The organism is Nocardia sp. NPDC050793, assembly GCF_040654065.1.
In the GTDB taxonomy this organism is placed as follows: domain Bacteria; phylum Actinomycetota; class Actinomycetes; order Mycobacteriales; family Mycobacteriaceae; genus Nocardia.
This window is the reverse complement of record NZ_JBFAHG010000012.1, coordinates 190,359-208,062: the sequence shown is the minus strand read 5'-3', so window position 1 is coordinate 208,062 and position 17,704 is coordinate 190,359. Positions and strand designations below refer to the sequence as shown.

General features: G+C 69.4%; 15 protein-coding genes. 7 read left to right on the top strand and 8 right to left on the bottom strand.

Annotated elements, in window-relative coordinates; all coding sequences use genetic code 11:
• Positions 1–61 precede the first annotated feature (61 nt).
• Genes AB0H50_RS31545 through AB0H50_RS31520 form a run of 6 tightly spaced genes read right to left on the bottom strand, consistent with a single transcriptional unit; the run spans position 62 to position 7,771 of the window.
• Complete coding sequence (locus AB0H50_RS31545) at positions 62–1,507, bottom strand: cutinase family protein (RefSeq protein WP_357459846.1); 1,446 nt, start codon at positions 1,505–1,507, stop codon at positions 62–64.
• Positions 1,508–1,535: 28 nt separating this feature from the next.
• Entirely contained in the window at positions 1,536–2,546 is a 1,011-nt protein-coding gene (locus AB0H50_RS31540; RefSeq protein WP_357459844.1) for a bifunctional lytic transglycosylase/C40 family peptidase, read from the bottom strand.
• Positions 2,547–2,553: 7 nt separating this feature from the next.
• Entirely contained in the window at positions 2,554–3,546 is a 993-nt protein-coding gene (locus AB0H50_RS31535; protein WP_357459842.1) for a replication-relaxation family protein, read from the bottom strand.
• Positions 3,547–3,577: 31 nt separating this feature from the next.
• Positions 3,578–6,073, bottom strand: a complete 2,496-nt coding sequence (locus AB0H50_RS31530; protein WP_357459840.1) for a DUF87 domain-containing protein — start codon at positions 6,071–6,073, stop codon at positions 3,578–3,580.
• Positions 6,070–7,080, bottom strand: coding sequence for a DNA methyltransferase (locus tag AB0H50_RS31525; protein ID WP_357459838.1), 1,011 nt, complete (start codon positions 7,078–7,080; stop codon positions 6,070–6,072). Before AB0H50_RS31525 ends, AB0H50_RS31530 begins: the two co-directional genes overlap by 4 nt.
• A 49-nt stretch (positions 7,081–7,129) precedes the next feature.
• Positions 7,130–7,771: a hypothetical protein gene (locus AB0H50_RS31520; protein WP_357459836.1), complete on the bottom strand. Its 642-nt coding sequence runs from the start codon at positions 7,769–7,771 to the stop codon at positions 7,130–7,132.
• Positions 7,772–8,260: 489 nt separating this feature from the next.
• Here AB0H50_RS31520 and AB0H50_RS31515 point away from each other — a divergent pair, with 489 nt between their 5' ends.
• Complete coding sequence (locus AB0H50_RS31515) at positions 8,261–9,187, top strand: hypothetical protein (RefSeq protein ID WP_357459834.1); 927 nt, start codon at positions 8,261–8,263, stop codon at positions 9,185–9,187.
• Positions 9,184–9,582, top strand: a complete 399-nt coding sequence (locus AB0H50_RS31510) for a pilin (RefSeq protein ID WP_357459831.1) — start codon at positions 9,184–9,186, stop codon at positions 9,580–9,582. Before AB0H50_RS31515 ends, AB0H50_RS31510 begins: the two co-directional genes overlap by 4 nt.
• Here AB0H50_RS31510 and AB0H50_RS31505 read toward each other — a convergent pair.
• Positions 9,569–9,940, bottom strand: a complete 372-nt coding sequence (locus AB0H50_RS31505) for a hypothetical protein (RefSeq protein WP_357459828.1) — start codon at positions 9,938–9,940, stop codon at positions 9,569–9,571. The genes AB0H50_RS31510 and AB0H50_RS31505 overlap by 14 nt on opposite strands.
• Positions 9,941–9,950: 10 nt before the next feature.
• On the opposite strand from AB0H50_RS31505, the gene AB0H50_RS31500 reads away from it, so the two are divergent.
• From AB0H50_RS31500 to AB0H50_RS31485, 4 genes are all read left to right on the top strand, one after another.
• On the top strand, positions 9,951–11,474 hold the full coding sequence (locus tag AB0H50_RS31500; protein ID WP_357459826.1) for a hypothetical protein: 1,524 nt from the start codon (positions 9,951–9,953) through the stop codon (positions 11,472–11,474).
• Positions 11,471–14,422, top strand: coding sequence for a PrgI family mobile element protein (locus AB0H50_RS31495; RefSeq protein ID WP_357459823.1), 2,952 nt, complete (start codon positions 11,471–11,473; stop codon positions 14,420–14,422). Before AB0H50_RS31500 ends, AB0H50_RS31495 begins: the two co-directional genes overlap by 4 nt.
• Positions 14,423–14,651: 229 nt before the next feature.
• Positions 14,652–14,948 carry a hypothetical protein gene (locus tag AB0H50_RS31490; protein ID WP_357459820.1) on the top strand — a complete coding sequence of 99 codons (297 nt, stop codon included), beginning with the start codon at positions 14,652–14,654 and terminating at the stop codon, positions 14,946–14,948.
• 473 nt (positions 14,949–15,421) lie between these two features.
• Positions 15,422–16,375 (top strand): DUF6615 family protein, encoded by a 954-nt coding sequence (locus AB0H50_RS31485; RefSeq protein ID WP_357459818.1) that lies wholly within the window; start codon positions 15,422–15,424, stop codon positions 16,373–16,375.
• Positions 16,376–16,381: 6 nt separating this feature from the next.
• On the opposite strand, the gene AB0H50_RS31480 is transcribed toward AB0H50_RS31485, so the two are convergent.
• Positions 16,382–16,516, bottom strand: a complete 135-nt coding sequence (locus AB0H50_RS31480; protein WP_357459816.1) for a hypothetical protein — start codon at positions 16,514–16,516, stop codon at positions 16,382–16,384.
• Positions 16,517–16,758: 242 nt separating this feature from the next.
• On the opposite strand from AB0H50_RS31480, the gene AB0H50_RS31475 reads away from it, so the two are divergent.
• The gene (locus AB0H50_RS31475) at positions 16,759–17,574 is read left to right on the top strand and encodes a DUF6602 domain-containing protein (RefSeq protein WP_357459813.1); all 816 of its coding nucleotides are present in this window, start codon (positions 16,759–16,761) and stop codon (positions 17,572–17,574) included.
• The last annotated feature ends 130 nt before the right edge of the window (positions 17,575–17,704 follow it).

Sequence of the window (17,704 nt, the reverse complement as noted above, 5' to 3'; positions counted from 1 at the left end):
TGCCGAGCATTCCGCTCGGCACCACGGGCCGTTTTCTGTGCGCTGTGTGGGACGGCGCGGGCTACTTGCTGCGGTCGATGGCTTGGGTGATCCAGTCGGTCAGCACGGGGGCGGCGGTGTTGTAGCCGGTGGCGTCGAATGCGCCCGTGTGGCCGTCCTGGGCGGCCGGAACGGCGGTGCCCGTACCGGTGGCGCTGCCCGCTGTGCCCGTTCCGGCCGTGCTGGTGGTGTAGGTGTTGGTCAGGGTGGGGAACTGCTGGCCGGTGAACGCTGCGGCGGTGGCCGAGACGAGATCGGTGGCGACTGGTGCCAGCCCGGTCAGCGTCAGCACCGCCGCCACCGGGTCACCATCGGCAAGGAATTCCACAGCGGTCCAGGCGATCTCCTGCGCACGGCCGACATCGGTGGCGATACGCGAGATGTCGAGTCCAGCCAGGACACCGACAATCTCGGCGGCGATCGTGGCGACCCCGGTGGTGTCCAGCGGCGCGGCCAACGCCAGAGCCCGCGCCACCAGGCGCAGGTCGAGCCCGTCGGCGAGCTCGACCAGCGGGTTGAACTGGTTGTTCAGGTCACCCGCGACACGGTGCACGCCGCGTACGTCGGCGGCGGTGATCAGTCCGGGCAGCTGGGCGAGGTCGGCCACGATCGCGGGCACGTTCGCGGTGAAGCTGGCGAGCCCGCGCAGGACGGTGACGACCTGGGCCAGGACCTGCGACACGCTGATCTGCCCGGTCGAGGCCGACCCGATGCTGATGGTCGGTGTGCTCGTTGTGGTGGCGGGGGCTTTCGCCGTGGTGGTGGACTTGGCGGTGCTGGTCGGGGCCGGAGTGGAGGTGGCCGAGGTGGCGGTGGTGAGGGCGCGGCTCACCGCGGCGAGGACGGGCGACGACTCGGCGGTAGTCGAGCAGTAGCTGTCACCGTCGAGGCACAGAGTGCGGACCCGATCGGTCAGCTCGCCGAAGCCCTGCGAGCGCGGCCCGGTGACACCCTGCCCGGAGACCGGGGTACCGAGCTGGGCGGTGGCCGGGTCGCGGCGCGGGTCGGACACGAGAGCGACCGCCAGGACGCGAGAGGCCGGAATCGGGCCCCCTCGGTTGCCGAGGGTGGTGGCGAGGTCGCCGGCGACCTCGGCGCCCTGGCCGTAGCCGGCGAAAACGACTCGGGTGTCCGAGCACAGCCCCTTCACCGCCGCGGTGAGGTCGGCTTGGCTCACTGACCCCGCACCGGCGGAGGGCGCGAGGGTGCGAACCTCGATATCGGTGCCGTAGCGGCTGCTCAGCGAGCCCCCGAGTTGGGTGAGGATCCCGGGTGTCGTCTGCCCGGTGGTGGGGGTTGTCTCGTAGGTGCCCGGTGCCAGCAGCGCGGTCCATCGCGGGCACGGGGTGCCGGTGCGGTCGGGTGTGGGTTCTGCGGCGGCGACACCGGCCGTCACGGTGGTCGCGGCGATGGCCGCGCACAGTGCCGCACGTGCGGTACGGCGGGGATGAGAGTTGTTGTGGTGCACGAGTTTCTCCGTTCTTGCGAGGGGCTGGTCAGGTGGCCGGGCGGGGGTCGTCGTCGTGGGTGGGTGTGGGTCTGCGGGCGGCGTAGTAGTCGTCGCCGTTCCAGCGGTAGGGCGAGACTTGGACGGGTTCGTTGAAGGTGGGTGCGTGGACCATCTGGCCTGCGCCGAGGTAGATGCCGACGTGGTGGACGTCGGTGGCGGTGCCGTAGAAGACGAGGTCGCCGGGGGCGAGTTGGTCCTCGGAGACCGGTGTGCCGGTGTGGACTTGGTCGTAGGTGGTGCGCGGGATGGAGATCCCGGCGGCGCGGTAGGCGGCTTGGGTGAGTCCGGAGCAGTCCCAGCCGCCATTCACCTCGGGCCCGTTGCCGCCCCACACGTAAGGGAGGCCCAGCTGCGCGCAGGCGAACGAGATCACCTGCGCGGCTGTCGGGTTCGTTGGTGAGGTGGTGTGGCAGTCGCCGCCGGAGGTGTCGGGCGCGGTGGTGCGGTAGCGGGCGGCCTGGTCGAGGACCTGGTCGACGTACCAGTCGGCGTGGTTGTAGGCGAAGATCGCGCTGTACATGTCCTCGGGCGCACCGGAGTCGCACAGATAGTGAGCGGCGGCGTGGATGGCGTCGGAGGGGTTGTAGCGCGAGGGCGGGTTCGCGCCACCGGCGGGCAACGGGTGCCGGGCGATCACGGAGTCGAACGTCGGGGCGAGGAACTGCATCGGCCCACCGGCCCCGGAAGCGTTCTCACCCGAGGAGACGCCGGGCAGCGTGGAGCGGCCGTGGTCGGTCTCGATCTTGCCGATCGCGGCGAGCACGCTCCAGTCCAGGCCGGGGCAGTCCCCGGCGGCGGCTTGGTAGAGCAGGAGCATCTCGGCCGGGATGTCCTGTTGGGCTTCGGTGCTCGGGGTCGAGCCGGTGCCGGTCGAGGCTCCCGGGGCGGGTGCGGTGAGTGCGTGGTCGAACACGATCACTGTGGTGACCACGGTCGCGATGACGACCGTGAGGAACACAAACGCGCCGAACCCTGCCCCGAGTGCCTTGACCAGCATCGCTACCTCACCAGTCCTCGATGGCCGGTGGCAGGGGCGGGGGTGGGGCCAGGGCGACTACCCCGGCCAGGGGTGCCCAGGTCGGTTCCGTGTCGAGTTCGCTGTTCGGGGGCGTGCGCATCGGCCAGACATCGGTGAGTCCGTGCAGGTGCTGGCGGCCGGTGTCGGTGTGCAGCGGCAGCCACACCCGCTCGGCCGGGCTCGCGGTGGTGGCGGGTGCGAGGAGGTCTGCGGCGGCCGTGGCGACGGGTACCGCTACGGGATCGGGCAGCCGCTCCCACGTCCGGCGCAACGCCGCACGAGCGTTGGCCTCTCGCTCGGTGGTCGGCACCCACAGCAGGACCGGCGTGACGACCCCGGTGGTGCGGGCCAGCTCAGCGAACCCGTGCAGCTTGGCCGCGACCCTGGACAGGGCCGTGGAGCCGAGGTCGTATTCGAGGTAGAAATCGAGGACGTCCTCGCCGCGGGTGTAGCGGCCGAAGGCGTCGGGGCGGGCGAGATCACCCCAAAGGCGTTGGCAGCGAGTCTGCGACCACCACCGAGACACCTCCCCGCCGCCGGGCCGGGTGGTGAGAGTGGTGAACCAGTCGGCGACGCCGAGGGCGTGCTTCAAATGCAGGCTGTGCGCCACCGAGAGCGCGGTCTGATGGCTGTAGCCGAGTTCACGGACCTTGATCCCAGCCTCACCGGCCAGCACCGAGGCCCCGGAGGGGGCGAGGGTCCAGTGGTAGGGGCGACTGCCCTTGCTACGCCAGGGCCGGAACCTGTCCAAGACGCCGTAGCTGTAGAGGACGGCCAGGCGGCGGCGCGCGAGTTTGGCGGTGGGGAACGCCAGCGCGGCGAGGTGGTCGGTGGTCAGGACACGGTGTTCGTGGACCATGCGCAGGATCCAGCGGTCGCGCCCGGTCAACCCACCCACGATCGGGCGCGGTTCGCGCGCCCGGTTGGGACGAGGTGCACGGGTGTCGGCCTGGCGTTCAGGATCGGCGATGGAAATCATCAGTGCGGCAACCTTTCTCAGACGTTTAGGGCTAGGGCAGCTGCGGGCCCGGGACGGGACCGGACGTGGAGGCGGCTGGTGCTGTGGTGAGGCGGGCGCGGGCGGCGGCGGCGATCTCGCGGGCGCGGCCTGGGATGGGTGGGTCCAGGGGCCGGGTGGTGAGGGTGAACGGTCTGGCGTTGCGGCCGTCGACCAGCAGGCGGGCGGCGGCGTGGAAGGCGTCCAGATGCGACAGGTCGTGTTCGGACAGCCACGGGTCGGTGTGGCGGGCCAGGTCGCGGGCGTCGTCGGGTGACACGGCGAAGATGACCTTGTTGCGCGCGTTTGCGGAGATGCCGTCGCGCAGTTCGCGTGAGAGCTGGCCGAGGTTCTGGTGTGCCAGTAGCAGCGACAACCGGAGTCCTCGGGCTTCGGCGAGCATGTCCTCGATCGGTGTGGACAGGTTGAGGAAGTTCTGTGCCTCGTCGAGCACCAGAGCAGCGTCGGGCCGGTCGGCGGCGGGCACCCGGGCCCGCGCGGTCACCGCCTGCCAGGTCCGGGCCACCAGCAGCGACCCGACCAGGCGTGAGGTTTCCTCTCCGAGTGAGCCTTTCGGCAGGCGAGCCAGGCAGATGCCGCCGTTGTCGAGGATGTCGGCGAACTCGACCGTGGAGGGTCCGCCCGCGATGGCTGCGCGGACGAATGGGCGCAACAGGAACGCGCGTAGCTTGTTCAGTAGAGGGCCGGTGAGCTGGGCGCGGCCGGTGTCGGAGAGCTGCTCGTAGCTGTCCCAGAATCCGCGCAGGACGGGGTCTTTGGCGGTCTGGGTGATCCGGGAGCGGAAGGCGGGCTCGGTGAGCAGGCGGGGCAGGTCGGCCAGAGTCGCTATGCCAGGTTGGGCGCACAGGGTGAGCAGGCTTGCGCGCATGATGTCGTCGGTGCGCGGCCCCCACCACTGGTGAAAGATCCTGTGGAAGACGGTGACCAGGTTGTCGACCGCGAGATCCATTCCCGCGCGCCCGATCCGGCCGATATCGAGCGGATTCACACACGGTGGCGGGGCGGGAGAGTCGGCGTCGAACAGCACCACCCGTTCACCCATGCGCGAGGGCAGCCGTGAGAGGACGTCGGTGACGAGGTCGCCTTTGGGGTCGATGACGATCGTCCCGCGCCCGGCCTCGGCGTCATCGAGGATCGTGCGCGCCAGCAGGGTGGACTTACCGACACCGGTCGGGCCGAGGATGTGCAGGTGATGGCGCGCGTCGCTGACTTTGACCGCGACCGGGCGACGAGTGCCGGTGTCGGCCATGCCCAACGGCTTCGTGAACTCCCCGCCGACAGGGATCTCCGGGGCCGGAGACAGGGCGCGGGCCCCGGCGCGCTGCAGGCCCGGTAGCCCGTCGTTGGTCGGCAGATGCGCGATCGTCGCCAGCTCCGGCACCGACAACACGTCCCCGCGCCCGAGACGCCGCTGCCGGATCAACCACTGAAGGCGCAGACGACGCCGCCGCCGGTAGTAGTTGTGGTCGGTGCAGGCCCCGAACACCGTGGCGAGAGCGTCGGCGCGCCCGCGTGCCACCGCCCGCGCCTGCGCTGACGAGTCGGCGTCGTCGGCGACTGGAATCGAGGCCGCGTAGCGGACAACCGTCTCCCAGTGCGCTCCACGGGCTTTGGCCGCTGCGGCGCGGGCGGCGGCGCTGTATTCGAGGGAGGTCTGACGGTCAGTGGCCCGCCCGCTGCCCACACCACCGGCGGCGGTGCGCGAGGAGCGGGCGCTGCCCCCGCCGGGAGACAGCAGGTCGAGGGCCTCGCGTAGCAGTCCCGCCGCAACCCCGGCGCGACTGCTGGTGCTCGCCGCGGCGCGGGTGGCTCGGGCCACGCGGCGGCCGGTCACCGGTCGGGCGAGGATCTGCACACAGGTCGCCTGACCGGGGGCGAGGTCGTCGGCGGCGGTGATCAGCTGGCGCACCAGATCACCGGAATGATCGGTACTCAACGGGAGTCCCTCGCGGCGCCCGAGGCGCAACTCCCCTCCCGCGACATTCCGCCGCACACCTTTCACCGGGGTTGGGAGCGGGGGCCGGGCCGGTTCGAGGGTGTCGGTATGCGCACCGGGCCACGCCGACGCGATGGCGCGTTCGACGAGACCAGGAGGGATCGCGCCGGGCACCCAGAGCCGGATCGCGGCTCCTTCCTCGGGGGTGACGGTGTACTCGAACCCGAGATGCGGCTGCCCCAGCAACGTCCGCGCCCACGCGGGGCGGAGCTGCCCGATGAGGTGGGCCCAGAAGGCGAGTGCGCCTTTGGCGTCGACTTCGGGTGGGGTGAGCACCGTGATCTGACGAGCACGCGCACTCAGCCGGCCTCGCCGCCACCGGCCCACGAGTCCTACCGCGGCGAGCACCGCGACACCGGCCGCGACGACGATCAGGCCATCGGTCGAGGTGAAGGTGTGGTGAAGCGTCTCGGCGAGGTCGCCCACAGCCCGGCCAGGCGCGAGAAGCGCCCGGCCGAACCACCCCTGCTCGAGGTCGTGTGCGGTGTTCACGCGGCCACCGATCCCGGGCCGGTGATCTCGATGTTCGGCAGCGTCGCCGCGCTCCCGAACGGGAATCGCCCTGCCGCGCGGCGGCGTGCGGTCGCCTCGGCTGCTTCCGGCTTGCGCAGGATGATGACGTCCTCGTGGGCGATGAGGTGCATCGGCAGCCCGGCCGCGCGCTGTTTGACGATGAAGTCGCGCTGGAAGAAGCTCGACCGGGCGATGAGTTCACCGTCGGACAGGCGGCCCAGCAATGCCACGCACCGCTCCACCGGGACCAGCCCGGCCAGCTCTCCGCAGGTGTAGAGGTGGGCGGGCAGCGGCACCAGCTCGGCGTGCTGACGCCACGGCCGCGCGGTGATCACCACATGCCCACCGGGAGCGAGGTAGTCGGCGGCCCCGGCGAGGATCTTGGTGAACCCGGACAACAGGCGGCCGAGGCCGACGTTGGCGAGGTTGCCTCGGTCGAGAAGCTGGCCGTAGCGGTGGTTCTTCTTCAGCACCGGCTCTTTGCGGTTGGCGCGCACGTGCCCGTGCAAGCTGTCGCCGTAGGGCGGGGACGTGATGACCAGGCGCGCCTGGCCGCGAAGTTCGGTCGGGACCAGATCGCCCAGCTTGCGGGCATCGCCGTGATAGACGTCCGCGGCGAGATAGATCCCGGCCTCGCGAGCGAGCGCGATGTTGGTGCGCGCCAGCTCCGCCCACCGGCCCTCGTACTCCACCCCGACCGCGCGGCGGCCCAGGTGCAGGGACTCGACCAGGGTTGTGCCGATCCCGCACATCGGATCCAGCACGATGTCCCCGGGACGGGTGTAGGTCGCGATCGCGTGCTGGACGATGGCGGGGAACATCTTCGCGGGATGGGCGGTGCTGTCGGGGTGATAGCGCCCCCGCCGCTGCGCGGTGGGCGCGGTCTGCGCTGTCGCCCACACCGACACCGGCGCGACGGCGGCGGTCTGTGCGGGGGTGCCGGAGTCGATGTCGGCGGTGGCGGTGGCGGTCGGTTCGAGCGTCATCGGGGCGTCCTTCGCGTGAGAGTTCCGTTGGGGCAGCGGGCGTGTGGGCTCAGCCATGTGCGGGCTGGAGGAAGACGAAGACGTCGGTGTGCGCGACGGCGTGACGCGCGGTGCCCGAGGGCGTCGGCTCGGCGGGCGCGGTGATCTGGTGCCCGCAGATCGGGGCGGCGATGATGTGCTGGAGGTAGAGCAGATCGGCGGCCTGCGCGGCAGCCACGACCGATCCGGCAGGGTCGAACAAGGTCCCGGAGTCGCTGTGTCGGCAGCGGGAGAAAACGACCAGCAACCCGCCCATCGCGAGGACTTCGGTTGCGAGCGCGGTGATGTGCTCGGCGGCGGCGATCGGGTCGAGGTGATCAGCGAGCAGGCTCGCGACGACCAGATCCACCGGCTCACCCGTCCACGTCCGGCCGGTGGGCGCATCGAGCCCGTGACGACCCAAATCCCCGACCGTGGACAGCGCGGCGGCGGTGTCGGACTCGATGATCCGCAGCGCGCCCCGCTCGATGGGGGCGGGCCAGCCCAGCAGCATCACCCTCGCCCCCGGCGCCGAGAATTCGGTGATCGTGTGGACCAGAGCCCGGTCGGGCCAGCGGTCGCCGGGGTCGAGAGGTTCGCTTCCGAGCCCCCACAGCGTCGAGGGGATCACCACGGCGGCGGTGCAACGGGGTCGGCGGGAACTGGCAGGCATTGCGGCCTCCTGTGAGAGAGCGGTGTGTACTCGCTTACTTCCGCCAAAAAGCCGAAATCGGGACACGGCATCCGAGACTTTTTTCTGAGAATTTCGTAAGTGGCGATCGGTCGCTGGAATGCCTTCGAGAGCGCATCGGTCGAGAATTTTTTCAAGATTTTTCGTGCGGTTTGCCGCACCGGATTTGGACCTATCCGCATCGCACCCACACCGCATCCACACCGCATCCGCAGCGCACCCAAACCGCACCCAAACCACACCCGTGCTCGGATATCTGCTGTTCGAGGCAGAGGTGAGAGATATCCGCCGCACAGGTGTAGTCCGGTCCTCCGGCGGTAGCTCTTGGTTCGCCATCTGGACGCGGATGTGTTTTGGATGTGGTTTGGGTGTTTCGCGGGTGTGTTTTGGGGGTGGTGTGGGTGCGTTTTGGATATGAGTGCGAGGTGTCCTTGCGAGGTCGGAAGTTTCGATCGATCAAGGAGATTTGTGGTGACGAATTCACGCGCCGTGAAATATCGGGGATCGGGCGGTATTGCAGGCTCGCCGCTGGCGGTGGTGTGGGCGGGCTTCGACCGGATCGCCGAGCAGACCCTGCCCGCCGGTCCGTACTCGGCATCAACCTCACAGGCCACCGCCGTCGCCCCGATGCAGACGTGGGGACAGCTGCGGGAGCGGCTGTGGGATCCGGCGACCCCGATGGCCGAGGTCGACGCGATCTGGGTATGGCTGCTGCAACGAGTCCGCGCCACCGAGGACGACGCGATGCTGGTGTGCGCCGGGCTGGCCGCTCCGATGCTGTCGCGGACCGCCAGTGAGTACGTGACGGTGAGCAACACCGCCCGCCACGACATCGAGTCCGAAATCCTGACCGCGTTCCTGAGCCACCTGCCGCGCATCGGCCTGGACGAGCCGGGAGTCTGGCATCGGCTTCGGTGGGGTGCCTACCGTGCGGTCCTCAAAGCCGCAACCTCCGAGCGAACAGGCGTGACAGCGGTCGGAGACCCCGACAGTGATTTGGCAGCGTTGGGGGAGCGGGTGCGTGCTCTCGGGGCAGGACCGGGCCATCCCGAGACGGTCCTGGCCCAAGCAGTAGCGGCCGGGGTGATCTCGGCTGACGCCGCCGAACTCATCGCAGCGTCGCGGTGGGAGGGCCGGTCGCTGACCGCGCTGGCGGCCGAACGCGGTGTGTCGCTGTGGAAGCTGCGCAAGGCCCGGCCCCGTGCCGAGCGCGCCCTGCTGGTGTGGCTGTCCGACCGCGCCCGCGACCTCGACCACGAGCGCACCAGCACGGTCGAGGCCGAGGCGGTCACCGCCCTCGCGGCGCCGGACCGGTCACCGCGGCGAGGTCGCTGGCCGAACCGGCACTCCCCGGCCCCGGCGCAGTCGAGCACCGAGCACGGGCAGGTGGCGGCGTGAACACCAACCAGGGAAATCTCAGCGAGGCGCCACAGGCATCGGCTCCGCGCGGGCGACTCTGGCCTAGTGTGCTCGCGGTCCTGGGCACGACCGTGATGCTCCTGGTCCTGCTCGCCGGATCAGCCTCGGCGGCACCGCCGCACACGGAAGTGCTCGCAATCGCCTCGTCGCTGGGTGAGGTGATCGACAACGCGCGCAACTGGATCGTGGGGATCCTGGCCGGGCTGGCGACCCTGTTCTTGACCATCGCCGGTGCCCGCTATCTGCTCGGCGGCGGCGATCCCAGCGAGATCGAAAAAGCCAAGACCGCGTTCCGCGCCGCCTGCCTCGGCTACGCGCTGGCGATGCTGGCACCGGTCATCGTCACCGTTCTCACGTCCATCATCGGAGCCTGACCGTGAACACCTCGGCACAGGCCCCACCCGCACCCGTCCCCGTCAAGTACTCACCAACCGCGCGCACCGCTGCCGCCGCCGCAGCGGCGGTGCTCGCCGCGGTCCTGATCGCGCTCACCAGCGCTGGCGGTGCCACCGCCCAGCCCGCGACACCGACCGTGCCGGTGACCCCGACACCGACCACACCCGCCCCGACAACCACACCACCGACCACGACGACTCCGCCGAGCCGGTGGGTGACCCCGCCCTCCACCACCCCGACCCCGCCCTCGGCCTCGCCCGCCCCGACCACCCCCGGCACGACGACCCCGACGCCCGGATCCGGTTCGGGGTCGGCCGAGTGTGGGGTCACCAACATCAACGGCTGCGTGGAGAACGCGATCGACGGGTTCTTCCAGCGCATCGTCGAGTCCGCGCTCAACCCCTTGCTCGAGCTGCTGTCGGAAACCCTGCTCACCACTCCCGAACCGGGGCAGATACCGGAAATCGGGGCGCTGTGGAATCAGTCCTGGCAGATCGTCACCGCCCTCTACGTGCTGGTGGTGATGGCGGCCGGGGTGCTGCTGATGGCGCGCGAGACCCTGCAGACCCAATACTCGATCCGCGAGCTCGCGCCCCGGCTGGTGGTCGGGTTCGTCACCGGGGGACTGAGCATGATGATCGCCACGGCGGCGATCGGGTTCGCCAACGCCCTCGCAGGTGCGGTGGCCGGAGACGGTGTCGACTCCGCCTCGGCCGCCGATGCCCTGGCCGAACTCGCGGGGACCCCCCAGAGCCACGGCTTCTTCCTGCTGCTGCACCTGGCGTTGGTGGTGATGCTGCTCGTGCTGCTCATCAGCTACGTCATCCGTGTCTCGATCACGATCGTGCTGATCGTGGCGGCACCGCTGGCGTTGATGTGTCACGCACTGCCCGGCATCGACGGCGTCGCGCGGTGGTGGTGGCGTTCGTTCGCCGCGTGCCTGGCGATCCAGGTCGTGCAGTCACTGATCTTGGTGACCGTGCTGCGGGTGTTGCTCGCCCCGGGCGGATGGCACCTCTTCGGCCCGGACGCCAACGGGATCGCGGACCTCACCGTCGCTTTGGCGCTGATGTTCGTGTTGATCAAAACCCCGTTCTGGCTGCTGTCGGTCCTCAAGATCGGGCAAGGCCGCAGCTTCGTCGGGTCGATCGCGCGGGGCTTCATCGCCTACAAAACCCTCGGCCTGCTCAAGGGAGCCACATCGGGCAGCGCCCGCACCGCCGCCTCGGCCGCACCTGCCCGGCGCGGCCCACGACCCGCCCGCGCCCCGCGCACGCCTCGCCCCGCCGCCGCGGCGAGCTCGGGGTCTCCTGACCCGTTCGCTCGGGTGCGCTCGACGCGAGACGGGCAGCTGATGCTGCCCCTGGAAGGAGTGCGGCGAGTCGCGCGGAAACCCAGCTCGACACCGGCCGACTCGACCGGCACCCCGCAGCCCCGCCCTGCCCGGACACCGAGGGGACGGCAACTCGCGTTCGACTTCACCCCGCCGGACCCGTACCGGGGCATCCGGGCCGGGGCCGGGGGCCAGTACCCGCTTCCGATCCCGGTGCGGCGGGTCCGGCCCACACCGGCACCGGTCCCGCCACCGGAACGCCCCAGCCCCCGGCGGCGGCCCGAACAACTCGCCTTCGACTTCACCGAACCCACCCCGGCCGATCCCTACGCGCGTCTTCGGCCGAACCGTAGCGGCCAGTACCCGCTGCCGTTCCCGGTCACCCGGGTCAAACCCGCTGTGCCGCCACCGAACCCACCACAGCCACCCGCGCCCGCTCCGACGCGCCCGGCGGGGCGGCAGCTGCATCTGCCCATGCCCGATCTGCCCGTGCGCCGCCGCGCGTCACGCGCACCGAGAGGAGGCACCCTGCGATGAGCACCATCGTGCGCATCCCCGCCGACGTCGACCGCTCCGACCGCATCCTGGGCCCGTTCGCCGCCCGCCAGCTCGCCGTCCTCGCTACGGCGGCCCTGCTGCTGTACTCGGCCTGGGCCGCGACCAGAACGGTCATCGCTCCGGCGGTCTTCGCTGCCGTCGCGGCCCCGGTCCTGGTCGTGGTCGCCGTGGCGGTACTGACCCGCCGCGACGGTCTGTCGGCCGACCTGCTGCTGGTGGCCGCGATCCGGCATCGCCTGCGGCCAGGTCACCTCGTCAGAACGCGCGGGCAGGCACCACCGAGATGGATCAGCGACCGCGCCACCGGCACCCGTTCTCGCCCACCCACACCCACAGGGTTGACCGCTCAGGCGGCGCGGCTACCGGAGTCGGTGACCGCGAGCGGTGGCGGTGTCGGGGTGATCGACCTCGGCGCCGACGGGCTCGCCGTCATCGCGGTCGCCGGAACCCTCAACCTCTCGCTGCGCACCCCGGCCGAGCAGGACAGCCTCGTCGGGCAGCTCGCGGGCTGGCTACACACCCTGCGCCGACCCGTGCAGATCCTGGTGCGCTCGGCACGCCTGGACCTGACCGAACACATCACCGGCCTGCACACCGCCGCCGAGCAGATGTCCCCCGACCTCGCCGCCGCCGCGCTCGACCACGCCGACCACCTCGCCGAGCTGACCACACGCGAGGACCCGGTCCACCGGCAGGTACTGCTGATCTGGCGCGAACAGACCGAGACCCTGGCCGCCACCGGGGTGCGTGCCCGGCTGCCCGGCAGGAGCCGGGCACGGCACGCCCTGTCGACCGGCGCTCGCCGAGCGGCCGAGTCGCGGTTGCTGCGGAGGATGAACGAGGCCGCCGATGTGCTGGCACCGCTGGGTATCTCGGTCACCGCCCTCGATGACGTGGCGGCCACCGCCGTACTGACCAGCTGCACCAACCCCGAGGGCCTCGTCTCGGCCGCCGCCGACATCGCCGCCGCCGACGCGATCATCACCACCGACCCCCAAGTCCGGACACCCGACCCGTTCACCGGCCAAGGCCTCGACCGGTTCGCGCCGGAATCACTCACGATCGGCACCCGGCATCTGGAGATCGGCTCGGACTGGACCGCGACCCTCGCGGTCACCGGATACCCACGAGAAGTGACCGCCGGCTGGCTCGCACCCCTGCTCTCACATCCCGGCCGGGTCGAGGTCGCGGTGCACATCGACCCCATCGACCCGGCCACCGCCGCCACCCGGCTGCGCCGCCAACAGGCACGCCTCGAGTCCTCCCGCATGCACGACGTCAGCCGGGGCCGCCTGACCGACCCGCAGGTCGACGTCGCCGTCGAAGACGCCGCCGACCTCTCGGCCCGCGTCGCCCGCGCCGAAGCGCGCCTGTTCCGGGTCGGGGTGTACCTCACCGTGCACGCCGACAGCGAGGCCGAACTGGCCGACGAGGTCGCCGCCGTCCGCGCCCTGGCCGCGAGCCTGCTGGTGGATACCTGCACCCTGGTCTACCGCGCCGCTCAAGCCTGGGCCACCACCCTCCCGCTCGGGCTCGATCTGATCCGGGTTCAGCGGACCTTCGACACGAGCGCCCTCGCCGCGGCGTTCCCTTTCGACTCCCCGCAGCTGCCTGCCGCCGACCCGGCCCAGGCCGACCGCCCGCAGGGCGTTCTCTACGGACGTGACGCCGCCTCGGGGTTGCTGTTCGTGGACCGGTTTAGTCCTGAGGCTCACAACCACAACCTCGTTGTGCTGGGCCGTAGTGGAGCGGGCAAGTCGTATCTGGTCAAGACCGAGATCCTGCGGTCGCTGTATCGCGGCATCGAACAGGTCGTCATCGACCCCGAAGACGAATACCGCCGCCTCGCCGAAACCGTCGGCGGCACCCACATCCGACTCGGCACCGCCGATGGGCGACTCAACCCGTTCGACCTGGAAATCCACACCCGCCCCGACGGCCGCCGCACCGCACCCACCGACGCCCTCACACGACGGAAACTGTTCCTGCACACCCTCATCCAAGTCCTGCTCGGCGACCAGAACCCCGCGCAGCGGGCAGCATTGGACACGGCCTTGGCGGCGACCTACGCCGCTGTCGGGATCACCAAGGACCCCGCCACCTGGACCCGGCCCGCGCCGACGCTGAGCGGACTGCGTGACCAACTCGCACGCCTCGCCACACCCGCCGCCGGGGAGTTGGCCGCCGCCCTGCACCCGTTCGTCGGCGGCGGGGCCTATGCCGGGCTGTTGGACGGGCCTACCATCACCGACCCCGAAGGCGGACTGATCGTGTTCTCCCTGCGCGAGCTACCCGAGGAATTGAAGACCATCGGCACCCTGCTCGTGCTGGACGCGACAGGGCGGCGCGTGTCGAGTCCAGCCGATCGACGGCCCCGCATGATCACCGTGGACGAGGCGTGGCTGCTCATGCGCCAACCCACCGCAGCCGAATTCCTTTTCCGGGCCGCGAAGAGCTTCCGCAAACACTGGGCCGGACTCACCGTCGCCACCCAGGACAGCGCCGATGTCCTGTCCACCGAACTCGGGCGCGCGATCGTCTCCAACGCCGCCACCCAGATCCTGCTGCGCCAAGCCCCGCAAGCCATCGACGAGGTCGCCGCCGCGTTCCGGCTCTCCGAGGGCGAACAACAATTCCTGCTCTCCGCGGCGCGCGGCAGCGGCCTGCTCGCGGTCGGGGGCACCGACCGGGCGGTGTTCGGGTCGCTGGCCTCACCCACCGAGAACATGTTGATCACCTCCGACCCCAGCGAACTCGCCACCACCGGCGACACCGGCGACACCGACATCGACCTCGACCTCGACCGGGTGCCACCACCGGCCCCGCTCACCGAACCCGACCCTACCGAGGCGGCAACCGATCTCGGCGACAACGACTTCGACGCCGACAGCGGCGAAGAGATGGTTCTCGACGGAGGTGTGGCATGAGCGTGGATTCGCCGCTGGCCGCGCCACCGAACGTCGTCTCGTTGCGTCGCGGCGTGATCATGCCCGAATACATCGGCCCTGGTGGTGGTGTTCCTGCGGACCTCGGCCCGTGACTTGCAGGACCCGACGCTGTCTCTGCCGCTGGCCGGACCGCCCACCACCCGCCAGCGCCTCGCCGCGCTACCCCCGCCCCGGCCACCCGCGCCGCCTGACCGACCAGGAGCTTCCCATGTATGCCGACCACTCCCCGATACCGTTCAACGCCCGCCCGCGCCGCCCCCGCCGCCCGGAATCCGACCAGTCGACCGGATCGACTTCCGGTGGCGGTAAGGACGGGATGTGGGTGGGACCGACCAGCGAGCAGACCCGCCGCCTGGTCGCCGAAAGCCGTATCCGGCAAGGGCTGCCGCCCAGGATCGACAACCTGGCCGTGATCGAGTCTCTCGCGTTGTTCCTGCGCAACGCACTCAACACCCTCCCCCGGGACCGTGACCTGGACCGAGACGATCATCGCCGCGCGGCGTGAGTGGTTGGCTGGCTACATCGGTAAACCGCGACGTCGCTGATCGGTGAATCCTGACGGCACCCCTGTATGCCAGTGATGTTGTATCGGCGAAATCTGGCGTCACAGTCCGGCTCGTGATCCGGCTGTCGCCGGTTCTGTCATAGCGATCAGCGGCATAGCAGGAAGTTCCGTAGCTGGATCCTGGCGGTGGCGCTCATGGCCGCCGCCACCGACAACCACCACACGCGGGCGGTCGAGGCGAACGCAGATCAGGCCGGATGCCTCGGACACTCGAGTGCCGCAGCACCCCGCCCGCAAAGAACTTTCGAAAAGCGATGCACGCCAACATGCTCGGCTGACACCAACGTCCCATCGCTGCGGTACCTGCCTATTTTCGGACAACATGTCCGGCAGTAGGCAGGCGCCGCTGTAACGACGGCAGGTTCACACGACATGATCGGTGCATGGCGACGCACTCAGATCTGACGGCGGCAATGGACTACCTGGCCGTGGACACATGGCGACGCCTCGAACATGGACAACCGCGTGGCCTGGCACCCAGTGAAGAATCCATCACCGACTACGTGCTGTTCGAACTGAACCAACAGTTCCCGCAGATCCTCGTGCACAAGCCCAGCAAACAGGAAGAGGCGCGGGTCGGGGCGGACTGGGAATGGTGGATCGGATCGGATACGCGATGGGTGTGTCTGCGCGTGCAGGCTAAGAAGTTCTTCGGTCACCACTATCGGTACCTGAGCCATCGGCCCAAGGGTGCCGACGACCGTCAGATCGACTTGCTGATCGAGGGATGCAATCGACGCGGATATCTCCCATACCACGTGTTCTACAACGGCTGGGGAGGCGACCATTTCGACGGTGAGGACATGGCGGCACTGCACACCAACCAATACTTCCCGCATACGCCGTGGCAGCCGATGGTGATCCGAAATCCCACCCGCGCCGACGGCTACGAGGTGGTTGCTCTGGGGGAGAAGAATCCGCGATGGTGGGGATGTTCGGTGCTACCGAGTCGCTTCGTGGTGAATCTGCTGCGGTACAGCCCACCGCACTACGTGCCACGCTATCTGGAGCATGCGATGCCGTGGTCGATGATCTTCTCCACCACCCCCGCCAGTCGCGCACGCGATCGTGTCCCCGAGGCTTTCACCGACGCCGTCGATGTCATCCATTGGCGTCTGCTCAGAGGCCCCTTCAATGTTAGGGGCTTGGTGCGTATGTTCCCGCCGGATGCGGGAGAGCCGGTAAACCCGTCCGTCTTGGACCGACGGCGACTCACCACCCTCCCCAGCTATGTGCGGGCCGTGCTCGACGGCCGCCACGACCTCACCGCGGCCAGCCTGACCGACATGCTGGACGGTCAGGTCCCGGCCCGCCGACTCGTCCTCACTGACCTGGCAGACTTCCCCGCCGATCCGCCCAGGGAATGACCCTCATCACCCTGAAATCGGCGGCAGCGCATCGGTTCCGGCCGACTCAGTATCGAGACGCAGCTTGTCGGTCGCGAGCCGATTGAGATGGTGATCCAACTCGAGGGCCTGCGTGACGCGCCCGTCCTCGTACAACGCCACCACCGCAAAGTCGTATGGGCGGTCGAGTCCCTGGCCGCCGTCAACCGCAGGACCAAATCCTCACCGCCAGGGGCGGTGTCGATGTCTGCTGAATCATTCACAACCCACGATGCCGCCAACCACTAACCAGACGCGGCATTTCGGTGCGCACTCGGGGCAGCGGACGAGCGGCGCTGCCCCCGGGCAGTGTCCAGCTTGACCTTCGCCTAGCGCCAGCTTCTACCACCGCTACGATCGGCGGAGTGAATGGTCGGGAAGCAAACCGCCGCGCCTCAAAGCTCGGGGACATGTTCCGAGCGGTCGAAGCGGAACTGCTAGTCGAGCTCGGCAAAGCCCGTGTCGGCCTGAACCATATGGGCAACCGTGGCAGCCGCGTTGAAGACGCGGCACGAAAGGCGCTTCGTGGCGTGCTACCTCGGCAATTCGACGTCGGCCACGGCGAGGTCTTCGACCGGTACGGCGACACCAGTAGTCAAATGGACGTCATTGTCACGACGCTGGACCACCCCTTCACCCACCCCGGTCACCAACCGATGCCGTACATGCTCGACGGTGTAGCCGCGGTCGGCGAGGTGAAGACCCGCCTCACAACCGGCGAACTGCAAGACTGCATCGAGAAAGGGATTCGTTTCAAGCGGCTTCGGCGTGCGGTCGGGAAGGATGACGTCGTGCTAAACCATTCGGAAGGGTACCTGGTCGAGACTCAGCTTCTTCCGCCCTTCTTCGTGTTGGCATTCGAGAACGACGTTGCCATCGACACGGTATTGAAGCGGATGAACGATGCTCCGCTGGCACCTGTACAACCCACAAAACTCCACTTCAAAGAAGACTCTCCACAGCACCCGCTCGACGCGATCTGCATTCTTGGAAAGGGCTTGATGTGGAACCTGCGATCGGGCCTCGGGCCTGTTCAGCTGAGACAAGGTAGCGAGCCACCGCTGACCGGCTGGCACTGGATCGACACGGATGCACCCTTTTCGTGGATGCTGCACTGGATGCATATCGCGATTCCTCAGATTCAGCGCCGTCATTCGCCACTCATCCACTACACCGTGTGAGTGCTGGATTAGCCCATACCACTGCTCGTGCCCGATCCGGGTTCGTGCAGGCAGGTCAGTTGACGGGCGCACGCTAATCGACATTGCAGGGCGTTCGTCGGACACGCCCAACCTGCCAGACACACTCGCC